The organism is Opitutaceae bacterium TAV5 (genome assembly GCA_000242935.3).
Lineage (GTDB): Bacteria > Verrucomicrobiota > Verrucomicrobiia > Opitutales > Opitutaceae > Geminisphaera.
The window spans coordinates 55,977-71,503 of the sequence record CP007053.1 but is presented as its reverse complement, the minus strand read 5'-3'; the positions used below and the strand labels follow the sequence as shown (position 1 = coordinate 71,503).

Sequence of the window (15,527 nt, the reverse complement as noted above, 5' to 3'; positions counted from 1 at the left end):
TTCCCTATGTCCGCCGCCGACGACGAACAACCCATCGACATTGATCAATGCCTTGATCGTGTCCGCATGGGCGACCAGTCCGCGGCACGGGAACTGGTCGAGGCGCTCTCCCCGATGGTCATGCGCATCGTCCGCGCCCGCCGTCCGCGCCGGATGGCCGAGGAGGATCTCGCACAGGAGGTTTACCTGAAAATGTTTACCCGCCTCGAACAGTACCAGGGCAATGTCCCCTTCACCCACTGGGTGTCGCGGATCGCCGTGACCACCTGCATCGACCACCTGCGCGCCCAGCAGCGCCGCCCGGAGCTGCGCTGGGCCGATCTTTCGGAAAACGAAGCCACCGTCCTCGACGCCGTCCTCACGAGCGACACCGACCGCAACGCTCCCGATGCGCTTGCCGCGCACGAACTCGTGCACAAATTACTCGGGCAGCTTTCCGAAACCGACCGCCTCGTCCTGCAACTGCTCGACCTCGAACAAAAAACTCTCATCGAAATCCGGGAAATCACCGGCTGGAACATCACCCTGATCAAGGTCCGCGCCTTCCGTGCGCGGCGGAAATTGCAAAAACTCTTCGAAACTCTCAAACGAAAGGAGCGCGCATGAAAAACAACACCACACGCGACAACGGTCACATGGATCCCTGGCAACGCCTGGTGGAGGCGGCTCGCCGCGCCCCGGTCGCTCCCGTGGATCTCTCCCTGCCTCCGGGTCTGGCCACCCGGGTGGTGGCGCATGCCTTCGCCTCGCGCATCCCCGGCACGGGCAGCGGTCTGCTCGGCTGGCTCGACGGCATGGCCTGGAAGGCGATCGGCATCGCCTCGCTGGCGATGGCCGCCTGCGTGCTCTGGAGCGTGGCTCCGAGCGCGAGCGCATCCGAAGAGGGACAGCACGTCAGCGACTATCTCGATCCGGTCGGCGAGGTGCTCGCCATGGCCGAAACCACCTGATGTTTTTCTGACCATGAACCGCACGTTCAAAGCCTCTCTGGTCTGCATCGGTATCTTCGTGGCCGGCGCCGTGGCGGGCGGCATGATCACGTTCCGTTATGCGCGCGTGCAGCCGCCGAAGCGGCCGGGCGCCGAGGATTTTGTGCGGATGCAGCGGCGGCAGTTCGACAAACTGGAACTGACCGAAGACCAGCAGGCGCGGATCAGGCCGATCCTGGAAAAACGCGGCGAGGAACTGCGCAAGCTGCGCCGGGACAGTTTTCGGGAGACGACTGCCGTCTTCGAAAAAATGGAAGCGGAAGTCTCGCGGGAACTGACGCCGGAGCAGCGGGAGAAACTGACCGCGCTCCAGCAGGCGCAGCGCGAGCGCATGCAGAAATGGGCAGCCGAGCGTGCCAGCGAGCGCAAGCGGCGCGGCGAACGTCCGGAAATCGATCCGGTGCCGCCGCCTCCCCCCCCTCCCGGGGTGCCCGGCGCAGAGGCAGAACCGCCGCCCCCGCCACCGGCGGAGACCCGCTCCGGCGAGCGTCCGTAGCCGGGCGGGCGATGACGCTGCCGCGGCCCGGGTTGCCGGAGTCGCAAATTGATACACCGGAGTAGCAACGGTTGTAACTGTCCTGGCGAGCCCCTGCTCCCGGGCCGGACGATTGACCACCGTGTGCCGGGGGGCGCATGCTGCGGGCACACTCCCGCCCCCGTCATGAATCCGTCCACCCCCGTACACGACGGTGTTTGTCCCGTCACCCACCGTTGCTTCAGCGCCGGCCAGCCGGACGGCGTCTGGGTCATCTCGATTCTCTGCACCTTCGCCGTCGTGGCGGCCCTTCTCTTCGCCGCCGGGCGCACGCTGATGCTGACTTTCGCCGGCGCCACCGTGGAAACGGAGGGCCTCACCGCCGCCACGCTCCAGATGGAATTGCTGAAAACCTGGATTCCGGTCATCGCCATTGTCGCGCTCTACGGGCCGCTCGCCCTTTTCCTGCTCCTGCGCAAGGCCGTGGCGGTTGCCTGGACTCTCCTCCTGCTCGTCCTCTGCGCGGCGGCCTGCGGGGTTCTCGCCGTCGGTTTTTTCCGGAGCCGTTCGCTCGATTACATCCGGATCGGCGCACTGCTCCTGCCGGTCGTCGCCCACGCATGGGCAATGACGTATGTGAAAGGTCTGAAAAAGGACGCATTGCTCGGATAACCCGCGAAAGATCCGCGACCCGGGAATTGATTTCAGCCTGGTTCTGAATGTCCTGTTTTCATCAAGTTATTCTGATTATGGAGTTTGCATTGGAATATAAGCATCTTGCTGAAGATACTAAATTTTACTTGCACTCCAATCCCCATCGGCGCACTGTAGTTTCATTGACCAACAATGAAGCTCTCCAAGAAAGGTGAATACGCGCTCCGCGCCCTGATCGATCTCGGCATCGCTGCCGAGGTCGAGCGGGACCTCGTGCAGGTGGCCGAACTCGCCGACAAGGAGCGCATCCCGATAAAATTCCTGGAGCAGATCATGCAGGAACTGAAGGCGTCGGGTTTTGTCGTCAGCCAGCGGGGCAAGTTTGGCGGTTACCGCCTTTCGCGCCCGTCTTCGGAAATCACCGTCGGCAGCGTTGTCCGGCTGATCGATGGTCCGCTCGCGCCCATCGGCTGCGTGAGCCACACGGCCTACGAGAAGTGTAGTTGTCCGGACGAGACGCACTGTGGACTCCGCATGCTCATGCTCGATGTCCGCAATGCCATCGCCGGCATCCTCGACCGCTACTCGCTCGCCGACGTCGTCGAGGTCACCACCCGCAAGATGCGCCGCGATGACATCCCGCTCCCGTTCTCCGAAAGCCGGCATCCGCCCTCCGGCGGCCAGCGCCACCTCCAGCCCGTGCCGCAAGCCGCCCGTTCCGTCCCGCCCGACCAGCGCCTCGCACCTGTCGAAGGCCTCCTTTCCAACCTCCTCCCGGATTACACCATCTGATCCATCTCCACTCTTATTCTTTTGTCACATGAGCCACGCCATTGATAACTCCCGGACCACTGTCACTTCTCTGCCACCCGACTGGCTCGAGATCGTCCGCGAAAAGGTCGCGGGCCTGCGTTACGGCGTCGTCCAGATCGTCGTCCACGACGGCAAGGTCACCCAGATCGAGCGCACCGAAAAAACCCGTCTCCAGAAAGACTGAACCACAGACGCCGTTTTCGCGCGCCTGTCCCGCCCGCTCTCCCTTCTTTCATCGAACCCGGCTCCGGCTTTCCCCGTCCGGCATCGAACGCCCGCCTCCCGACCCTTTCCGCTTTTTCCCACCGGCCCGCCGGAGGATTGTATCCAAAAACCAACGACAAAATCACGTAACCAGTAACAGACCCGTTTTCCTTTCCGACCACGGACGGAGACCGGAACCGACAGCGACACATCATCGCCATGAATCCAGTCCGCAATTCACGCCTCGCCGGCGTTTCCCGCACCCGCCACCGCAAAAGCGCTGCTGCCCTCCTGCTCGCCGCTCTCGCCAGTCTCACGCCGCTCGCGGCGCAGACTTCGTCTTCCGCTTCTGCGGACGACATCGCGGCGCTGCGTGAACAGATCCGACTCCTCGACCAGAAAATCCGCATCCTCGAGCGCAACCAGGAGCTCAAGGACGAAGCGGCCGCCGCCGCCGCGGCCAAGCCCGCTGCGCCGAGCCCGAAAGTCTCGCTCGACGGCAAGGGTTTTGTCGTCACCTCGCCCGACAAGGATTTCTCGCTGAAGATCGGCGCGCTCGTCCAGGCCGACGCGCGCGTCTTCCTCGACGACGGTGCGCCCAACCGCGACGGTTTTCTCCTGCGCCGCATCCGCACGCCGCTTTCCGGCACCGTCGGGAAGATCTACAACTTCAACATCACGCCCGAATACGCCGGCGGCAACTCCACCACATCTTCCGTCACGCTGGTGGATGCCTGGCTGGACGCCCGCTTCTCGCCTCTCTTTGGCCTGAAAGCCGGCAAGTACACGCTGCCGGTCGTCCTCGAGCCGGGTTCCAACCGTCACTTCAACGAATCGCCCTTCCCCAATACCCTCGCGCCCAACCGCGACCTGGGTATCGAAGCGTTCGGCGCCTTCTCCGAAGGGCTGGTTTCCTATCGCCTCGGCGTGTTCAACGGCGCGCCGAACAACACCCAGAATTTCGGCGGCGGCACTCCCTGGGGAGAGGATGGTGATTTCACCACCGCCGGCCGTCTGACGGTCGTTCCTTTCAGCAAGAGCGAAGGCGCTCTCTCGAAGCTGGCCCTCAGCGTCGGCGGCAGCTATGGCAACGAGCGCGCCAGCACCAACGGCGGCGGCCTCACCAACATCGTGAGCAATGGCCAGCAAGCCGTTCTTAGCTGGGGTGCTCTCCGTGCCGATGGCGAGCATCTCCGCGTCAGCCCCGGTATCGAGTGGTACACCGGCGGCCCCTTCAGCGCCGCGGCCGAGTTTATCTGGGAGCGCCAGGATCTCACCAACGGCACCACGTTCAACAAATCCGTCACCAACACCGGCTGGCGCGTCAGCGCCGGTTATGTGCTGACCGGTGAAGAAGCGACCAAAAACGGCGTCACGCCGAAGACTCCCTTCAACTGGGAGAACGGCACCTGGGGCGCCTTCGAAATCGTGGGCCGGCTCAGCGGCCTCGACCTCGACAGCAAGCTCTTCAACGGTGCGGGCTCTCTCAGCGACACGAACAACATCACCGGAGCCTTCTCCTACGGTGTCGGTCTCAACTGGTATCTCACCAGCAACGTCCGCGCCCTGTTCAACGTGGAGCAGACCGAATATGACGGCGGCGGCGCTTCCACCGCGGCCGTGGGCGCCCGCTCCGACGAACTCTACTTCTTCACCCGCTTCCAGCTCCAGTTCTGATCCGCGTATCCTCCCGGCACTACATCGGAACAATCTTTATAACCGGGGAGGCCCTCTGCGGCCTCCCCTCCTTCAAACCGAAAAACAAAAATATCATGAAAATTCCCGCACTCGTCCTCGCCACGCTGGCCCTGGTCGCCGCGCCTTTCGCGCACGCCAAGACCATCGAGCTTCTCAACGTTTCCTACGATCCGACCCGCGAACTCTACGTCGAATACAATGCCGCCTTCGCCAAATACTGGAAGGCCAGGACCGGCGATGATGTCCGCATCAAGCAGTCGCACGGCGGCTCCGGCAAGCAGGGCCGTTCCGTCGTCGACGGCCTCCAGGCCGATGTCGTCACCCTCGCCCTCGCCAACGACATCAACGCCCTCTACAACAACGGCAAACTCGTGCCGGAAGACTGGCAGAAACGCCTCCCGAACAATTCCGCGCCCTACACCAGCACGATCGTCTTCCTCGTGCGCGGCGGCAATCCTCACGGCATCAAGGACTGGGATGATCTCATCAAGTCCGGCATCTCCGTGATCACACCCAACCCGAAGACCTCGGGCGGCGCGCAATGGAACTACCTCGCCGCCTGGGAATTTGCCCGCCGCAAGTACGGCAGCGACGAAGCCGCCAAGGATTTCGTGGCCAAGCTCTACAAAAACGTGCCCGTCCTCGACTCCGGTGCGCGCGGCTCCACTACCACCTTCGTCCAGCGCGGCGTCGGCGATGTGTTCCTCTCCTGGGAAAACGAGGCCTTCCTCGCGCTCAAGGAATTCGGCAAGGACAAGTTCGAGATCGTCGTTCCCTCGCTCAGTATCCTCGCCGAGCCCACGGTCACGGTCGTGGACAAGGTCGTTGACAAGAAGGGCACCCGCGAAGTCGCCACCGAATACCTGAAGTATCTCTATTCCGACGAAGGCCAGGACATCGCCGGCAGGAATTTCTACCGTCCCAGCAATCCGAAGTTTGCCGAGAAGTACGCCGGCCAGTTCCCGACGGTCGAGCTCTTCACCATCGACGAAAAATTCGGCGGCTGGATCCAGGCCTACAAGACCCACTTCGCCGACGGCGGCACCTTTGACCAGATCTATCTGAAAAAGTAAACAGGACGCGGGCGTCCTGCCCGCTCGACTACGGAAGCGGATTGCGGAGCGCGGAAACAACCTTTCCGCGCCTCCCCGATCCGCGCCGCATTCAACCTCGTATCATTCCGCACTCCGCAACCCCCACTCCGCATTTCTCATGAACGCCATCGCCCGCACCACCCGCGCCAACACGATTGCCGCCGCGTCCGCGACGCCCGTGCTTGCCGTCACACCTTCCCTCCGCGGAGGCACTTTGCAGGAGCGCCTTTCCCGCCTCTACCAGATCGCGCAGCGTTCCGATTACGTTTTTGCTTCGCCGCTCGGTCCCTTTTTCCGCCTCGGGCGGCACTATCCGTTGCCCCGTTTCGTTTATTTCGGCCCTCACACGAGCGACTCTTCGCTCCGCCTCGCGTTTTATGCCGGGCAGGATCACACCGATCTGCGCGCCACCACCGCGCTCCTTCATTTCATCGAACGGCTCGCGACCACGCCCGATCTCGGCCACGGGCTCAATCTCGGTTTCTTTCCGCTGATCGATGTCGCCGGGTTTCTCCTCGGCGACAACCGCAACCTCGCCAACGCATCCTGGACGTGGCCGGCCGACGACCAGGAAGAGATCGCCCTGCTCGCGCGGGATGTCCGCCTGTCGGCTTATCACGGCTTCGTCCGGCTCGAGTCGACCGCGGCGGACGAAATCACCGTCCGTCTGCGTGGCGCCGACGGGGGCGCCGGCTACACCGGAGTCGAGTTGCTCAATTCCGCCGATTTCGGCGACTGGCCAGTGCGCTGGGAAGGCGAACCGCTTTCGTCCGTCGTCCATGGTCCGCTCACCCTTGCCGGCGACCTCCCGCATGCTCCCTTTGAACTCACGCTCGCGATCCCGGCCGCGTGGGGTGACGTCGAATACCGCCAGGCCACCACCGAGGTGCTGCGCAACATCATCCATCGCCACCGCGCCTTCGAAGCCAACGCCTGGCACATCTGAAATCCGTTTACATGCCGCTCACCTCCGCCGATCCGCACGCCGCCCGACTCGCTCCGCTCCACGAGTTGATGGCGCGCTGCCCGACGCTGACGGTCGGAGAGGCGGGCACGTTTACCGATCCCGCCGCCGGCCAGACCTGGACGATCCCGCGCATCACGTTCGCCGGCCCGCGCGCCCGCCACGAGGAGCCCATCCACATCGGCATCTTCGGCGGCCTCCACGGCGACGAACCGTCCAGCGTGGATGCCATTCTCACGTTTGCCCGCCAGCTGGTCGACGATCCCGGACGCGCCACCGGCTACAATCTCTCGCTCTATCCGATCACCAATCCCTCCGGCCTGGCCGACAACAGCCGCCACAACCGCGCCGGCGTGGATCTCAACCGGGAGTTCTGGACCGGCTCCGTGCAGCCGGAAGTGCGCATTCTCGAAAACGAGCTCGTCCGGCATCATTTCGGCGGGCTCATCACGCTCCATGCCGATGACACCAGCGAAGGCATTTACGGCTACACGCACGGCCAGATTCTCAACGATGCCCTGCTCGAGCCCGCGCTCCGGGCCGCCTCGCTCGTCCTGCCGCGCGACCGGCGGTCCATGATCGACGGCTTTGCAGCCGCCGACGGCAAGATTTCCCGGTGCTTTTCAGGAATTCTGGCCTCGCCACGGGACCAGCGACCCAGACCATTTGACCTGATTTTTGAAACACCCGGTCTCGCTCCGCACGACCAGCAGGTCGAGGCCTCCATCCTTGCCCTCGAAACCATTCTCGACGAATACCGCGTATTCCTCGCTCACGCCCAGTATCTCTGATGTCACTTTTCCGCCGCTCTTCCCGTTCTGTTCTGCCCGGCTTCGGGCTCACGCTCGGCTTCACGATTCTCTACCTGAGCCTCATCGTGCTCGTGCCCTTGTCGGCGGCCTTCATCCGGACGTCGGGCATGTCGTGGGCCGACTTTGCCGATGCGGTCTTTTCGCCGCGCGTGCTCGCCTCGTACAAGATCAGTTTCGGCGCCTCGTTCGCCGCCGCGCTCATCAATTCCGTTTTCGGTCTCATTGTCGCCTGGGTGCTCAGCCGCTACACGTTTCCGGGGAAGAAAGTGGTGGATGCGCTCGTCGATCTTCCCTTCGCGCTCCCCACGGCCGTGGCCGGCATCGCCCTCACGGCGATCTATTCGAAAAACGGCTGGGTGGGCCGCTGGCTCGATCCGCAGGGTGAGCTGTTCATCAAATTTTTCTCCAAAGACGGTTTGCTCGGCAAATGGTTCGGTTTCGAGTTCGGGGGAATCCAGATCGCCTACGCCGAGCTCGGCGTGTTCATGGCCCTGACGTTCATCGGCCTGCCCTTTGTCGTCCGCACGCTCCAGCCCGTCATCGAGGAGCTGGAGCCGGAGCTGGAGGAAGCTTCGGCCACGCTCGGAGCCAACCGCTGGCAGACCCTCCGCAAGGTCATTTTCCCGCAACTCGTGCCGGCGCTGATCACTGGCTTCGCCCTGGCCTTCGCCCGGGCGCTCGGCGAATACGGTTCGGTCGTCTTTATCTCGGGCAACATGCCGATGCGCACGGAAATCACCCCGCTGCTGATCGTCACCAAACTCGAGCAGTACGACTACGCCGGCGCCACGGCCATCGCCAGCGTCCTGCTCGTGGCCTCGTTCGTCCTTCTGCTCGTGATCAACCTCCTGCAAAAATGGAGCCGCCGTCACCACGCCGTTTGAGCTAGCCGCCGCACCCTGCGTTCCGTTTTTCAGCATTTCAGCTTTTCCAAAAAATGGCTTCCGCCGCCACATCCCTTTCCTCCCACGCCTCCGGCGCTCTCGCTGCCGCGAGCCGGCGCACCACGCAGGATTCCCGCTGGGTGCGCTGGACTCTCACGACCATCGCGCTGCTGTTCCTCGGCGGGTTTCTTGTGCTCCCGCTCGTCTCTGTTTTTGCGGAATCATTTCGCAAAGCCATCGAAGTATTTTTCGAGACCATTCCCGACGGGACGGGTTTTTGGGAAAAAGTGCGCTCGCTGCCGCAAGCGGCCGGCATCGGCGCGACCGAATATGTGCAACCCTTCAAAGACCCCGACGCGTTTTCCGCGTTCAAACTCACGCTCATTGCCGCCGGCATCTCGGTGCCGGCCAATCTCGTCTTTGGCGTGGCCGCGTCCTGGGCGATCGCCAAATTCAATTTCCCGGGGAAAAGCATCCTCATCACGCTGATCGACCTGCCGTTTGCCGTCTCGCCCGTCATCGCCGGCCTCATCTACGTGCTCGTTTTCGGCCTGCAAGGCTGGTTCCCGCCCGAGTCCCAGGCCGCCTTTTTCGCTCCTGTCGCGGGCATCGTCCAGCGGGTCGCCGACGTGCCCGGTCTCGGCTGGCTCTTCGGCGGCCTCGCCGGCTGGCTCGCCAATCCGCAGGTCATCTTCGCCACGCCCGGCATCGTCCTCGCCACGATTTTTGTGACGTTCCCCTTTGTCGCCCGTGAGCTCATCCCGCTGATGCAGGCGCAGGGCAACGACGAGGAATATGCCGCCATCACGCTCGGCGCCAACGGCTGGCAAACATTCTGGCACGTCACCCGGCCCAACATCAAGTGGGGCCTCTTTTACGGCATCATCCTCTGCAACGCCCGCGCGATGGGCGAATTCGGCGCCGTATCCGTCGTCTCGGGACACATCCGCGGCGAGACCAACACCCTCCCGTTGCACGTCGAGATCATGTACAACGAATACCAGTTCGTCGGCGCTTTCGCCGTGGCCTCTGTTCTGGCGTTGCTCGCCATCGTCACGCTGGTCCTGAAATCTTTCGTCGAATGGCGCTTCAGCGAGAACCGCTGATCCGTTTTCCCACAGACTCGAAACAGCCTATACCACCTCTTCCGGATGAGTATCACCGCAAACAAGATCAAAAAAACCTTCGGCAACTACACCGCGCTCGAAGGCGTGGACCTGAAAGTCCCCGCCGGCAAGCTCGTGGCGCTCCTCGGCCCCTCCGGCTCCGGCAAGACGACGCTGTTGCGCATCATTGCCGGCCTCGAATATGCGGATTCCGACAGCGGTCGCATCCTCTTTCACGGAGAAGACGTCACCGATGTGCCCGCCGGCAAGCGCGGCGTCGGTTTTGTGTTCCAGCATTATGCGCTCTTCCGCCACATGACCGTGGCCGAGAACGTCGCCTTCGGACTCAAGATCAAGAAAGGCAAGGAGCGCCCGTCGAAGGAGCAGACCGAGGCCCGCGTTCACGAACTCCTCACCCTCGTGCAGCTTGGCGGGCTCGACCGCCGTTACCCGGCGCAGCTTTCCGGCGGACAGCGCCAGCGTGTCGCCCTCGCCCGCGCCCTCGCCGTCAACCCGAAGGTGCTCCTGCTCGACGAGCCCTTCGGCGCGCTCGACGCCAAGGTCCGCAAGGAGCTCCGCCGCTGGCTCCGCCAGTTCCACGACGAGATCGGGCTCACCACCGTCTTCGTCACGCACGACCAGGAAGAGGCGCTCGAAATCGCCGACGAGGTCGTCGTCATGAACAACGCCCGGGTCGAGCAGGTCGGCACCCCGCAGGAGGTTTACGACCACCCGCAATCGCCGTTCGTTTACCAGTTTCTCGGCAACGTCAACCGCCTGCAACTCCCGTGGAGCGGACTCAACAGCAGCGACGGCGGCACGCTCTCGCCGTTTACCGACGAGAAGGCGCGCGTCGCCTTCGTGCGCCCGCACGAACTCGAGATCGAGCACTTCCAGGTCGGCCGCCAGGGCGAGCCCGCGCGCGTCCGCGCCATCCAGGCCGCTGGTCCCGTTGCCCGGGTCACGCTCGTGCGCGGCGCCAACGAATACATCGATGTCGAGCTCAGCCGCCAGCGGCTCGATGAACTCAACCTCGCGCTCGAGGACACCGTTCTCCTGCGTGTCCGCCGGAGCCGGACTTTTGCCCAGGATTATTCGATCTGAAGCCGCAACGCGGATGCCCGCCCGCGGCATCCACCTTCCGGCGGGGTAGCCAAGTGGGAAGGCCGGGCGCCGCAAACGCCCTACGAGCTGGTTCGATTCCAGCCCCCGCCTCCAGTTTCCGTCACCCGCAGAAGTCAACTTCCGGGCGACGAGCCCGTCCAACACCAACCGACACACGACCACACCAGAAAACCGGACCCGCCGGATCACCGGACGTCCGGACGGCAGCACACACACCTGCCCGCCACAGAACCGATTCACATGAAAACACCACGCACCCTGTTCGCCGGCCTGCTCGCGCTTGCCGGACTCGCCCTCCTCGCGCCCGCCACCACGGCCCGCGCCCAGCAGGAGATTCTCAACACCTCCTACGATATTTCGCGCGAACTCTTCGCCGATGTGAACAAGGAGTTCGTCCCGTACTGGAAAAACAAAACCGGGCAGGACGTCACCGTGAAACAATCGCATGCCGGCTCCTCGAAGCAGGCCCGCTCCATCCTCGAAGGACTCCAGGCCGACGTCGTGACCTTCAACACCTTCACCGATGTGCAGCTCCTCGCCGACAAGAGTTTCGTGGCGAAAGACTGGACGGAAAAATTCCCGTACAGCGCCTCGCCGTTTTACTCCGTCCACTCGATTCTCGTGCGCGCCGGCAACCCGAAGGGCATCAAGGACTGGGACGACCTCGCCCGGCCCGGCGTCACCATCGTGCAGGTCAACCCCAAGCTCGGCGGCAACGGCCGCTACGCCGTCCTCGCGTACTACGCTTACGGACTGCACGCCAACAACGGCGACCACGACAAGGCCCGCGCCTTCCTCAAGGCCGTCCTTGCCAATGTGGTCGTGTTCGAATCCGGCGGCCGCAGCGCCACGACCACGTTCACCGATCGCGAAATCGGCGACGTGCTCGTCAACTTCGAATCCGAGACGCTTTCGCTCTCCAGCGGCGACAGCAGCAAATTCCAGGCGGTGACGCCGAGCGTGAGCGTCCTCTCCGAATTCCCGGTGGCCGTCGTGGACAAGGTGGCGAACAAGCGCGGCACCGCGGCGCTCGCCAAAGGTTATCTCGATTTTCTCTACACGCCCGAAGCGCAGGAAGTGATCGCCCGCAACTTCTACCGCCCGCGCGACGAGGCTGTCGCCGCCCGCCATGTCGCGCAGCTCCAGCCCGTCAAGGCGCTCGAAGTCGGCCCCGTCTTCGGCGGCTGGGAAAAAGCAGCGAAAGACTTTTTCGCCAACGGCGCCCTCGTCGACACCCTGCTCAAGGAAATCGCCGCCGGGAAGTAATGCCCGCAGGGGCGCACTCCGCGTGCGCCCCTGCAATTCCGCTACCCGTACCATGGGCGCACCCGCTACCACACCTCCCGCCGCTCCCGCTTCCGACGATCCGGCCACGGCACGTCCGCCCACCACGCCGCGGCGTCTCCTTCCCGGTTTCGGGCTCACGCTCGGCAGCACGCTTCTGTTCCTCGGCCTCGCCACGCTGCTCCCGCTCGGCGCGCTCGTCCTGAAGTCCACCGAACTTTCGTGGTCCGACTACTGGATGCACGTCACGGATTCCCGCGCGCTCGCCACCTATCGCATCACGCTCACTTCGGCCTTCCTGGCCACACTCATCAACGTCGTCCTCGGCGTCCTCGTGGCGTGGATACTCGTCCGCTACGACTTTCCCGGCCGCCGTTTTCTCGATGCCGCCGTCGATCTTCCGTTCGCGCTCCCCACGGCGGTGGCCGGTCTCAGCCTCGCCACCTTGCTCGCGCCCAACGGCCTCATCGGGCAACTGTTTTCCCCCTTCGGCATCAAGCTCGCCTACGCGCTTCCCGGCATGGTGGCGGCGATGGCGTTCACCAGTTTCCCCTTTGTCACGCGCACGGTGCAACCTGTCCTCGCCGATCTCGATCCGCAACTCGAGGAGGCCGCCACGGTTCTTGGCGCCGGTCCCGTCACCACATTCCGGCGTGTGATCCTGCCGGCCATCCTCCCGGCCACCCTGGCCGGCACCACGCTCGCGCTCGTGCGCAGCCTCGGCGAGTTCGGAGCCGTGGTTTTCATCGCGGGCAATCTCCCGTTCCGCACCGAGATCACCTCGCTCCTCATCTACACCCGCGTGGCCGAGCACGACTACGAGGCCGCCGCCGCCCTCGCCACGGTCGTCCTCGGGTCCGCCCTGGCCGTGCTCGTGGTGATGAACATCATCCAGAGCCGGCTCTACCGGAGGCTGCACGGATGAACGCCGGGTAACGCTCCCTTCCGCACCATCACACACAGCTCTCTCCGTTTCAGCTTTTCAGTTTTCAGCCTTTTCAGCTTTTCAAAAAAAATGTCGGCCTCCACCCATAACACCACGCGCGTCCCGATCTGGAATCACCCCGGTCGCATCGCGCTCGTGCTGGCCGGCGCCGGCGCGGCCACGCTGTTGATCCTGCTGCCGCTTTTCGCCGTATTCTGGTATGCGCTACGCGACGGGTGGGATGCCTACATCGGCTACATCACCGATGCCGCCACCGTCCACGCCATCGGGCTGACGCTGCTCGCCGCGCTGGTGGCGGTGCCGGTCAACACGGCGTTCGGCATCACCGCGGCGTGGGCGGTTTCGAAGTTCGAGTTTCCCGGGCGCCGGCTCCTCATCAGCCTCATCGAGCTGCCGCTTTCGATCTCACCTATCGTGATCGGCGTCGCCTACCTGTTCGTTTTCGGCATGCAGGGGCTTTTCGGCGAGTGGCTCATGGATCACGATATCCGCCTCGTGTTTTCCGTCCCGGCCATCGTCATCGTCACGACCATCGTCACGATGCCCTTTGTTTTTCGCGAAGTGCTCCCGCTCATGCAGAGCCAGGGCACGAGCGAGGAACAGGCCGCGATCACGCTCGGGGCCAGCGGCTGGCAGACCTTTCGCAAGGTCACGCTGCCCAACATCAAGTGGGCGCTCATCTACGGCGTGTCGCTGGCGTTTGCCCGCTGCCTGGGAGAATTCGGCTCCGTCGCCGTGGTCTCCGGCGCCGTCCGCGGCGAGACCAACACCATGACGCTGCAAATCCAGCTCCTCTTCGACGACCGCGTGCAGACCGGCGCTTTCGCGGTCGCTTCCATCCTCACCTCGCTGGCGCTCGTGACCCTGATCATCAAGACGTGGGTCGAGCGTCGCGAAGCCCGCCGCCTGGCTGACGGAGCTTCCGGATCACCCTCAGGCTGAAAAATCGGCGCCCGGTCATGCGGTTGCCGCTTTGCGTTTTCCGGATTCCCGGCCCAGATTTTTACCAACGTCCCTCTCTTTCCCCGATGAGCACCACGACCACACCACCACGCATCGTCATCATCGGCGGCGGCCTTTCCGGCACGCTCGTCGCCGTCCAGATCATGCGCCACGCCCCGCAGGGCACGCGCATCACGCTGATCGAGCGACATCCTCCGATCGGCCGCGGCGTGGCTTTCGGGTCGGATTACTGTTGCCACATCCTCAACGTGAAAGCCGCGCGCATGAGCGCCTTCCCCGACGAGCCCGACCATTTCCTGAACTGGGCCCGGGAACGTGCCGGTCGCGTCGGTTACCCCGAGCAGATCGGCCCCGACGACTATCTGCCCCGCCGCCTCTACGGCGATTACATCGGCTGGGTTTTCGCCGAAGCCCGGCAACGCTTCAAGGAGCACCTCACCGTGAAAACCGTCGCCGGCGAGGCCATCGACATCGAGGAGCTCCCGCAGGGCGGCGTCCGTGTGTATCTCGAAGACGACCGTTCCTTCGAGGCCGACCGCGTGGTCCTTGCCATCGGCAACCTTCCCGGCGAGTACCCGGTGCGCCGTTCCCAGCGTTTTCTCCACGGCCGTCGCTACGTCCATATTCCCTGGACCGAGGGTGTGCTTGAAGGCATCGATCGCGATGACAACGTGCTGCTCGTCGGCGCCGGCCTCACGGCCAACGACATCATCCTGCAACTCGCCGATCTCGGCCATCGCGGCGTGGTTCACGCGCTTTCGCGCCGCGGGCTCCGGCCCCGGGCGCATCGCCCGTACAAGCCGGTGAATCTCAAACTCGATATCGCGGAGATCCCGACCGTCCGCGCCGCCGTTCGCCGCATGCGCGAGGAAATCGCGCGGGCCACGGCGGCCGGCGACGACTGGCGCGCGGTCATCGACGCGCTGCGTCCGCACACGCAGGCGCTCTGGCGCTCCTGGAGCTGGGAGGAGCGCGGCCGTTTCCTGCGCCATGTGCGTCCGTTCTGGGAAGTGCAACGCCACCGGATCGCGCCGGAGGCCGCCCAGGAAATCGACCGGCTCGCCGCCATCGGTCGCGTGCGGTTCTGGGCCGGTCGCATCGTGCTTCTCGAAGAGACCGAAAACGGCGCCAACGTGGAATTCCGCCGCCGCGACACCGGCGTGATTGTCGGCCTCAGGGTGGCGAAAGTCATCAACTGCACCGGTCCGCGCACGGATTATTCCAAGTACCAGCACCCGCTGCTCATCAACCTGCTCGCCCGCGGCCTCATCGATCATGATCCGCTCGCGCTCGGCCTGAATGCGCTGCCGGACGGCGAGGTGTTGCGTTACCGCAACGGACCCACCGGCTGGCTCTTCACCATCGGCGCACCGCTCAAGGGCGTGCTTTGGGAATCGACCGCCGTCCCGGAAATCCGCCAGCAGGCCGTGATCCTCGCCCATCGACTGGTCGCTTCCGGGGCATGAACCCGGCTTGTCTCCCCCCCCTCCCGCTGCGCTCCCGGCATCGAACTTTT

17 protein-coding genes and 1 tRNA gene are annotated in these 15,527 nt (G+C 64.2%); all 18 read left to right on the top strand.

Annotation, left to right across the window (positions count from 1 at the left end):
• Positions 1 to 6: 6 nt before the first annotated feature.
• Complete coding sequence (locus OPIT5_00815) at positions 7 to 606, top strand: RNA polymerase subunit sigma-24 (protein AHF89026.1); 600 nt, start codon at positions 7 to 9, stop codon at positions 604 to 606.
• Entirely contained in the window at positions 603 to 950 is a 348-nt protein-coding gene (locus OPIT5_00810) for a hypothetical protein (GenBank protein AHF89025.1), read from the top strand. The genes OPIT5_00815 and OPIT5_00810 overlap by 4 nt, the downstream gene beginning before the upstream one ends.
• A gap of 13 nt (positions 951 to 963) precedes the next feature.
• The gene (locus OPIT5_00805; GenBank protein AHF89024.1) at positions 964 to 1,485 is read left to right on the top strand and encodes a hypothetical protein; all 522 of its coding nucleotides are present in this window, start codon (positions 964 to 966) and stop codon (positions 1,483 to 1,485) included.
• Positions 1,486 to 1,650: 165 nt separating this feature from the next.
• The gene (locus OPIT5_00800; protein ID AHF89023.1) at positions 1,651 to 2,136 is read left to right on the top strand and encodes a hypothetical protein; all 486 of its coding nucleotides are present in this window, start codon (positions 1,651 to 1,653) and stop codon (positions 2,134 to 2,136) included.
• Between the two features lie 174 nt (positions 2,137 to 2,310).
• A complete protein-coding gene (locus OPIT5_00795) occupies positions 2,311 to 2,910 on the top strand; it encodes a transcriptional regulator, BadM/Rrf2 family (GenBank protein ID AHF89022.1) in 600 nt (199 codons plus the stop codon).
• Between the two features lie 28 nt (positions 2,911 to 2,938).
• Entirely contained in the window at positions 2,939 to 3,115 is a 177-nt protein-coding gene (locus OPIT5_00790) for a hypothetical protein (protein ID AHF89021.1), read from the top strand.
• A gap of 239 nt (positions 3,116 to 3,354) precedes the next feature.
• On the top strand, positions 3,355 to 4,812 hold the full coding sequence (locus OPIT5_00785; GenBank protein AHF89020.1) for a porin: 1,458 nt from the start codon (positions 3,355 to 3,357) through the stop codon (positions 4,810 to 4,812).
• Positions 4,813 to 4,907: 95 nt separating this feature from the next.
• The gene (locus OPIT5_00780; GenBank protein ID AHF89019.1) at positions 4,908 to 5,906 is read left to right on the top strand and encodes a sulfate transporter subunit; all 999 of its coding nucleotides are present in this window, start codon (positions 4,908 to 4,910) and stop codon (positions 5,904 to 5,906) included.
• A 139-nt stretch (positions 5,907 to 6,045) separates the two neighbouring features.
• Complete coding sequence (locus OPIT5_00775; GenBank protein AHF89018.1) at positions 6,046 to 6,873, top strand: hypothetical protein; 828 nt, start codon at positions 6,046 to 6,048, stop codon at positions 6,871 to 6,873.
• Positions 6,874 to 6,884: 11 nt separating this feature from the next.
• Positions 6,885 to 7,682 carry a peptidase M14 gene (locus OPIT5_00770; GenBank protein AHF89017.1) on the top strand — a complete coding sequence of 266 codons (798 nt, stop codon included), beginning with the start codon at positions 6,885 to 6,887 and terminating at the stop codon, positions 7,680 to 7,682.
• Positions 7,682 to 8,587: a sulfate/thiosulfate transporter subunit gene (locus OPIT5_00765; protein AHF89016.1), complete on the top strand. Its 906-nt coding sequence runs from the start codon at positions 7,682 to 7,684 to the stop codon at positions 8,585 to 8,587. Before OPIT5_00770 ends, OPIT5_00765 begins: the two co-directional genes overlap by 1 nt.
• A gap of 53 nt (positions 8,588 to 8,640) precedes the next feature.
• Entirely contained in the window at positions 8,641 to 9,693 is a 1,053-nt protein-coding gene (locus tag OPIT5_00760) for a sulfate ABC transporter permease (protein ID AHF89015.1), read from the top strand.
• A gap of 45 nt (positions 9,694 to 9,738) precedes the next feature.
• The gene (locus OPIT5_00755; protein ID AHF89014.1) at positions 9,739 to 10,797 is read left to right on the top strand and encodes a sulfate ABC transporter; all 1,059 of its coding nucleotides are present in this window, start codon (positions 9,739 to 9,741) and stop codon (positions 10,795 to 10,797) included.
• A 39-nt stretch (positions 10,798 to 10,836) separates the two neighbouring features.
• Positions 10,837 to 10,911 (top strand) — tRNA-Cys (locus tag OPIT5_00750).
• A gap of 147 nt (positions 10,912 to 11,058) precedes the next feature.
• Entirely contained in the window at positions 11,059 to 12,084 is a 1,026-nt protein-coding gene (locus tag OPIT5_00745; protein AHF89013.1) for a thiosulfate transporter subunit, read from the top strand.
• Between the two features lie 52 nt (positions 12,085 to 12,136).
• A complete protein-coding gene (locus OPIT5_00740; protein AHF89012.1) occupies positions 12,137 to 13,027 on the top strand; it encodes a sulfate/thiosulfate transporter subunit in 891 nt (296 codons plus the stop codon).
• A gap of 90 nt (positions 13,028 to 13,117) precedes the next feature.
• Positions 13,118 to 13,990 carry a sulfate/thiosulfate transporter permease subunit gene (gene cysW, locus OPIT5_00735; GenBank protein AHF89011.1) on the top strand — a complete coding sequence of 291 codons (873 nt, stop codon included), beginning with the start codon at positions 13,118 to 13,120 and terminating at the stop codon, positions 13,988 to 13,990.
• Positions 13,991 to 14,076: 86 nt separating this feature from the next.
• Positions 14,077 to 15,477 (top strand): FAD-dependent oxidoreductase, encoded by a 1,401-nt coding sequence (locus OPIT5_00730; protein ID AHF89010.1) that lies wholly within the window; start codon positions 14,077 to 14,079, stop codon positions 15,475 to 15,477.
• Positions 15,478 to 15,527: the final 50 nt, after the last annotated feature.

Excerpts from the sequence above, each read along its gene's own strand:
- OPIT5_00815 (AHF89026.1), top strand. The coding sequence starts at position 7 with ATGTCCGCCGCCGACGACGAACAACCCATCGACATTGATCAATGCCTT.
- OPIT5_00810 (AHF89025.1), top strand. The coding sequence starts at position 603 with ATGAAAAACAACACCACACGCGACAACGGTCACATGGATCCCTGGCAA.
- OPIT5_00805 (AHF89024.1), top strand. The coding sequence starts at position 964 with ATGAACCGCACGTTCAAAGCCTCTCTGGTCTGCATCGGTATCTTCGTG.
- OPIT5_00800 (AHF89023.1), top strand. The coding sequence starts at position 1,651 with ATGAATCCGTCCACCCCCGTACACGACGGTGTTTGTCCCGTCACCCAC.
- OPIT5_00795 (AHF89022.1), top strand. The coding sequence starts at position 2,311 with ATGAAGCTCTCCAAGAAAGGTGAATACGCGCTCCGCGCCCTGATCGAT.
- OPIT5_00790 (AHF89021.1), top strand. The coding sequence starts at position 2,939 with ATGAGCCACGCCATTGATAACTCCCGGACCACTGTCACTTCTCTGCCA.
- OPIT5_00785 (AHF89020.1), top strand. The coding sequence starts at position 3,355 with ATGAATCCAGTCCGCAATTCACGCCTCGCCGGCGTTTCCCGCACCCGC.
- OPIT5_00780 (AHF89019.1), top strand. The coding sequence starts at position 4,908 with ATGAAAATTCCCGCACTCGTCCTCGCCACGCTGGCCCTGGTCGCCGCG.
- OPIT5_00775 (AHF89018.1), top strand. The coding sequence starts at position 6,046 with ATGAACGCCATCGCCCGCACCACCCGCGCCAACACGATTGCCGCCGCG.
- OPIT5_00770 (AHF89017.1), top strand. The coding sequence starts at position 6,885 with ATGCCGCTCACCTCCGCCGATCCGCACGCCGCCCGACTCGCTCCGCTC.
- OPIT5_00765 (AHF89016.1), top strand. The coding sequence starts at position 7,682 with ATGTCACTTTTCCGCCGCTCTTCCCGTTCTGTTCTGCCCGGCTTCGGG.
- OPIT5_00760 (AHF89015.1), top strand. The coding sequence starts at position 8,641 with ATGGCTTCCGCCGCCACATCCCTTTCCTCCCACGCCTCCGGCGCTCTC.
- OPIT5_00755 (AHF89014.1), top strand. The coding sequence starts at position 9,739 with ATGAGTATCACCGCAAACAAGATCAAAAAAACCTTCGGCAACTACACC.
- OPIT5_00745 (AHF89013.1), top strand. The coding sequence starts at position 11,059 with ATGAAAACACCACGCACCCTGTTCGCCGGCCTGCTCGCGCTTGCCGGA.
- OPIT5_00740 (AHF89012.1), top strand. The coding sequence starts at position 12,137 with ATGGGCGCACCCGCTACCACACCTCCCGCCGCTCCCGCTTCCGACGAT.
- cysW (AHF89011.1), top strand. The coding sequence starts at position 13,118 with ATGTCGGCCTCCACCCATAACACCACGCGCGTCCCGATCTGGAATCAC.
- OPIT5_00730 (AHF89010.1), top strand. The coding sequence starts at position 14,077 with ATGAGCACCACGACCACACCACCACGCATCGTCATCATCGGCGGCGGC.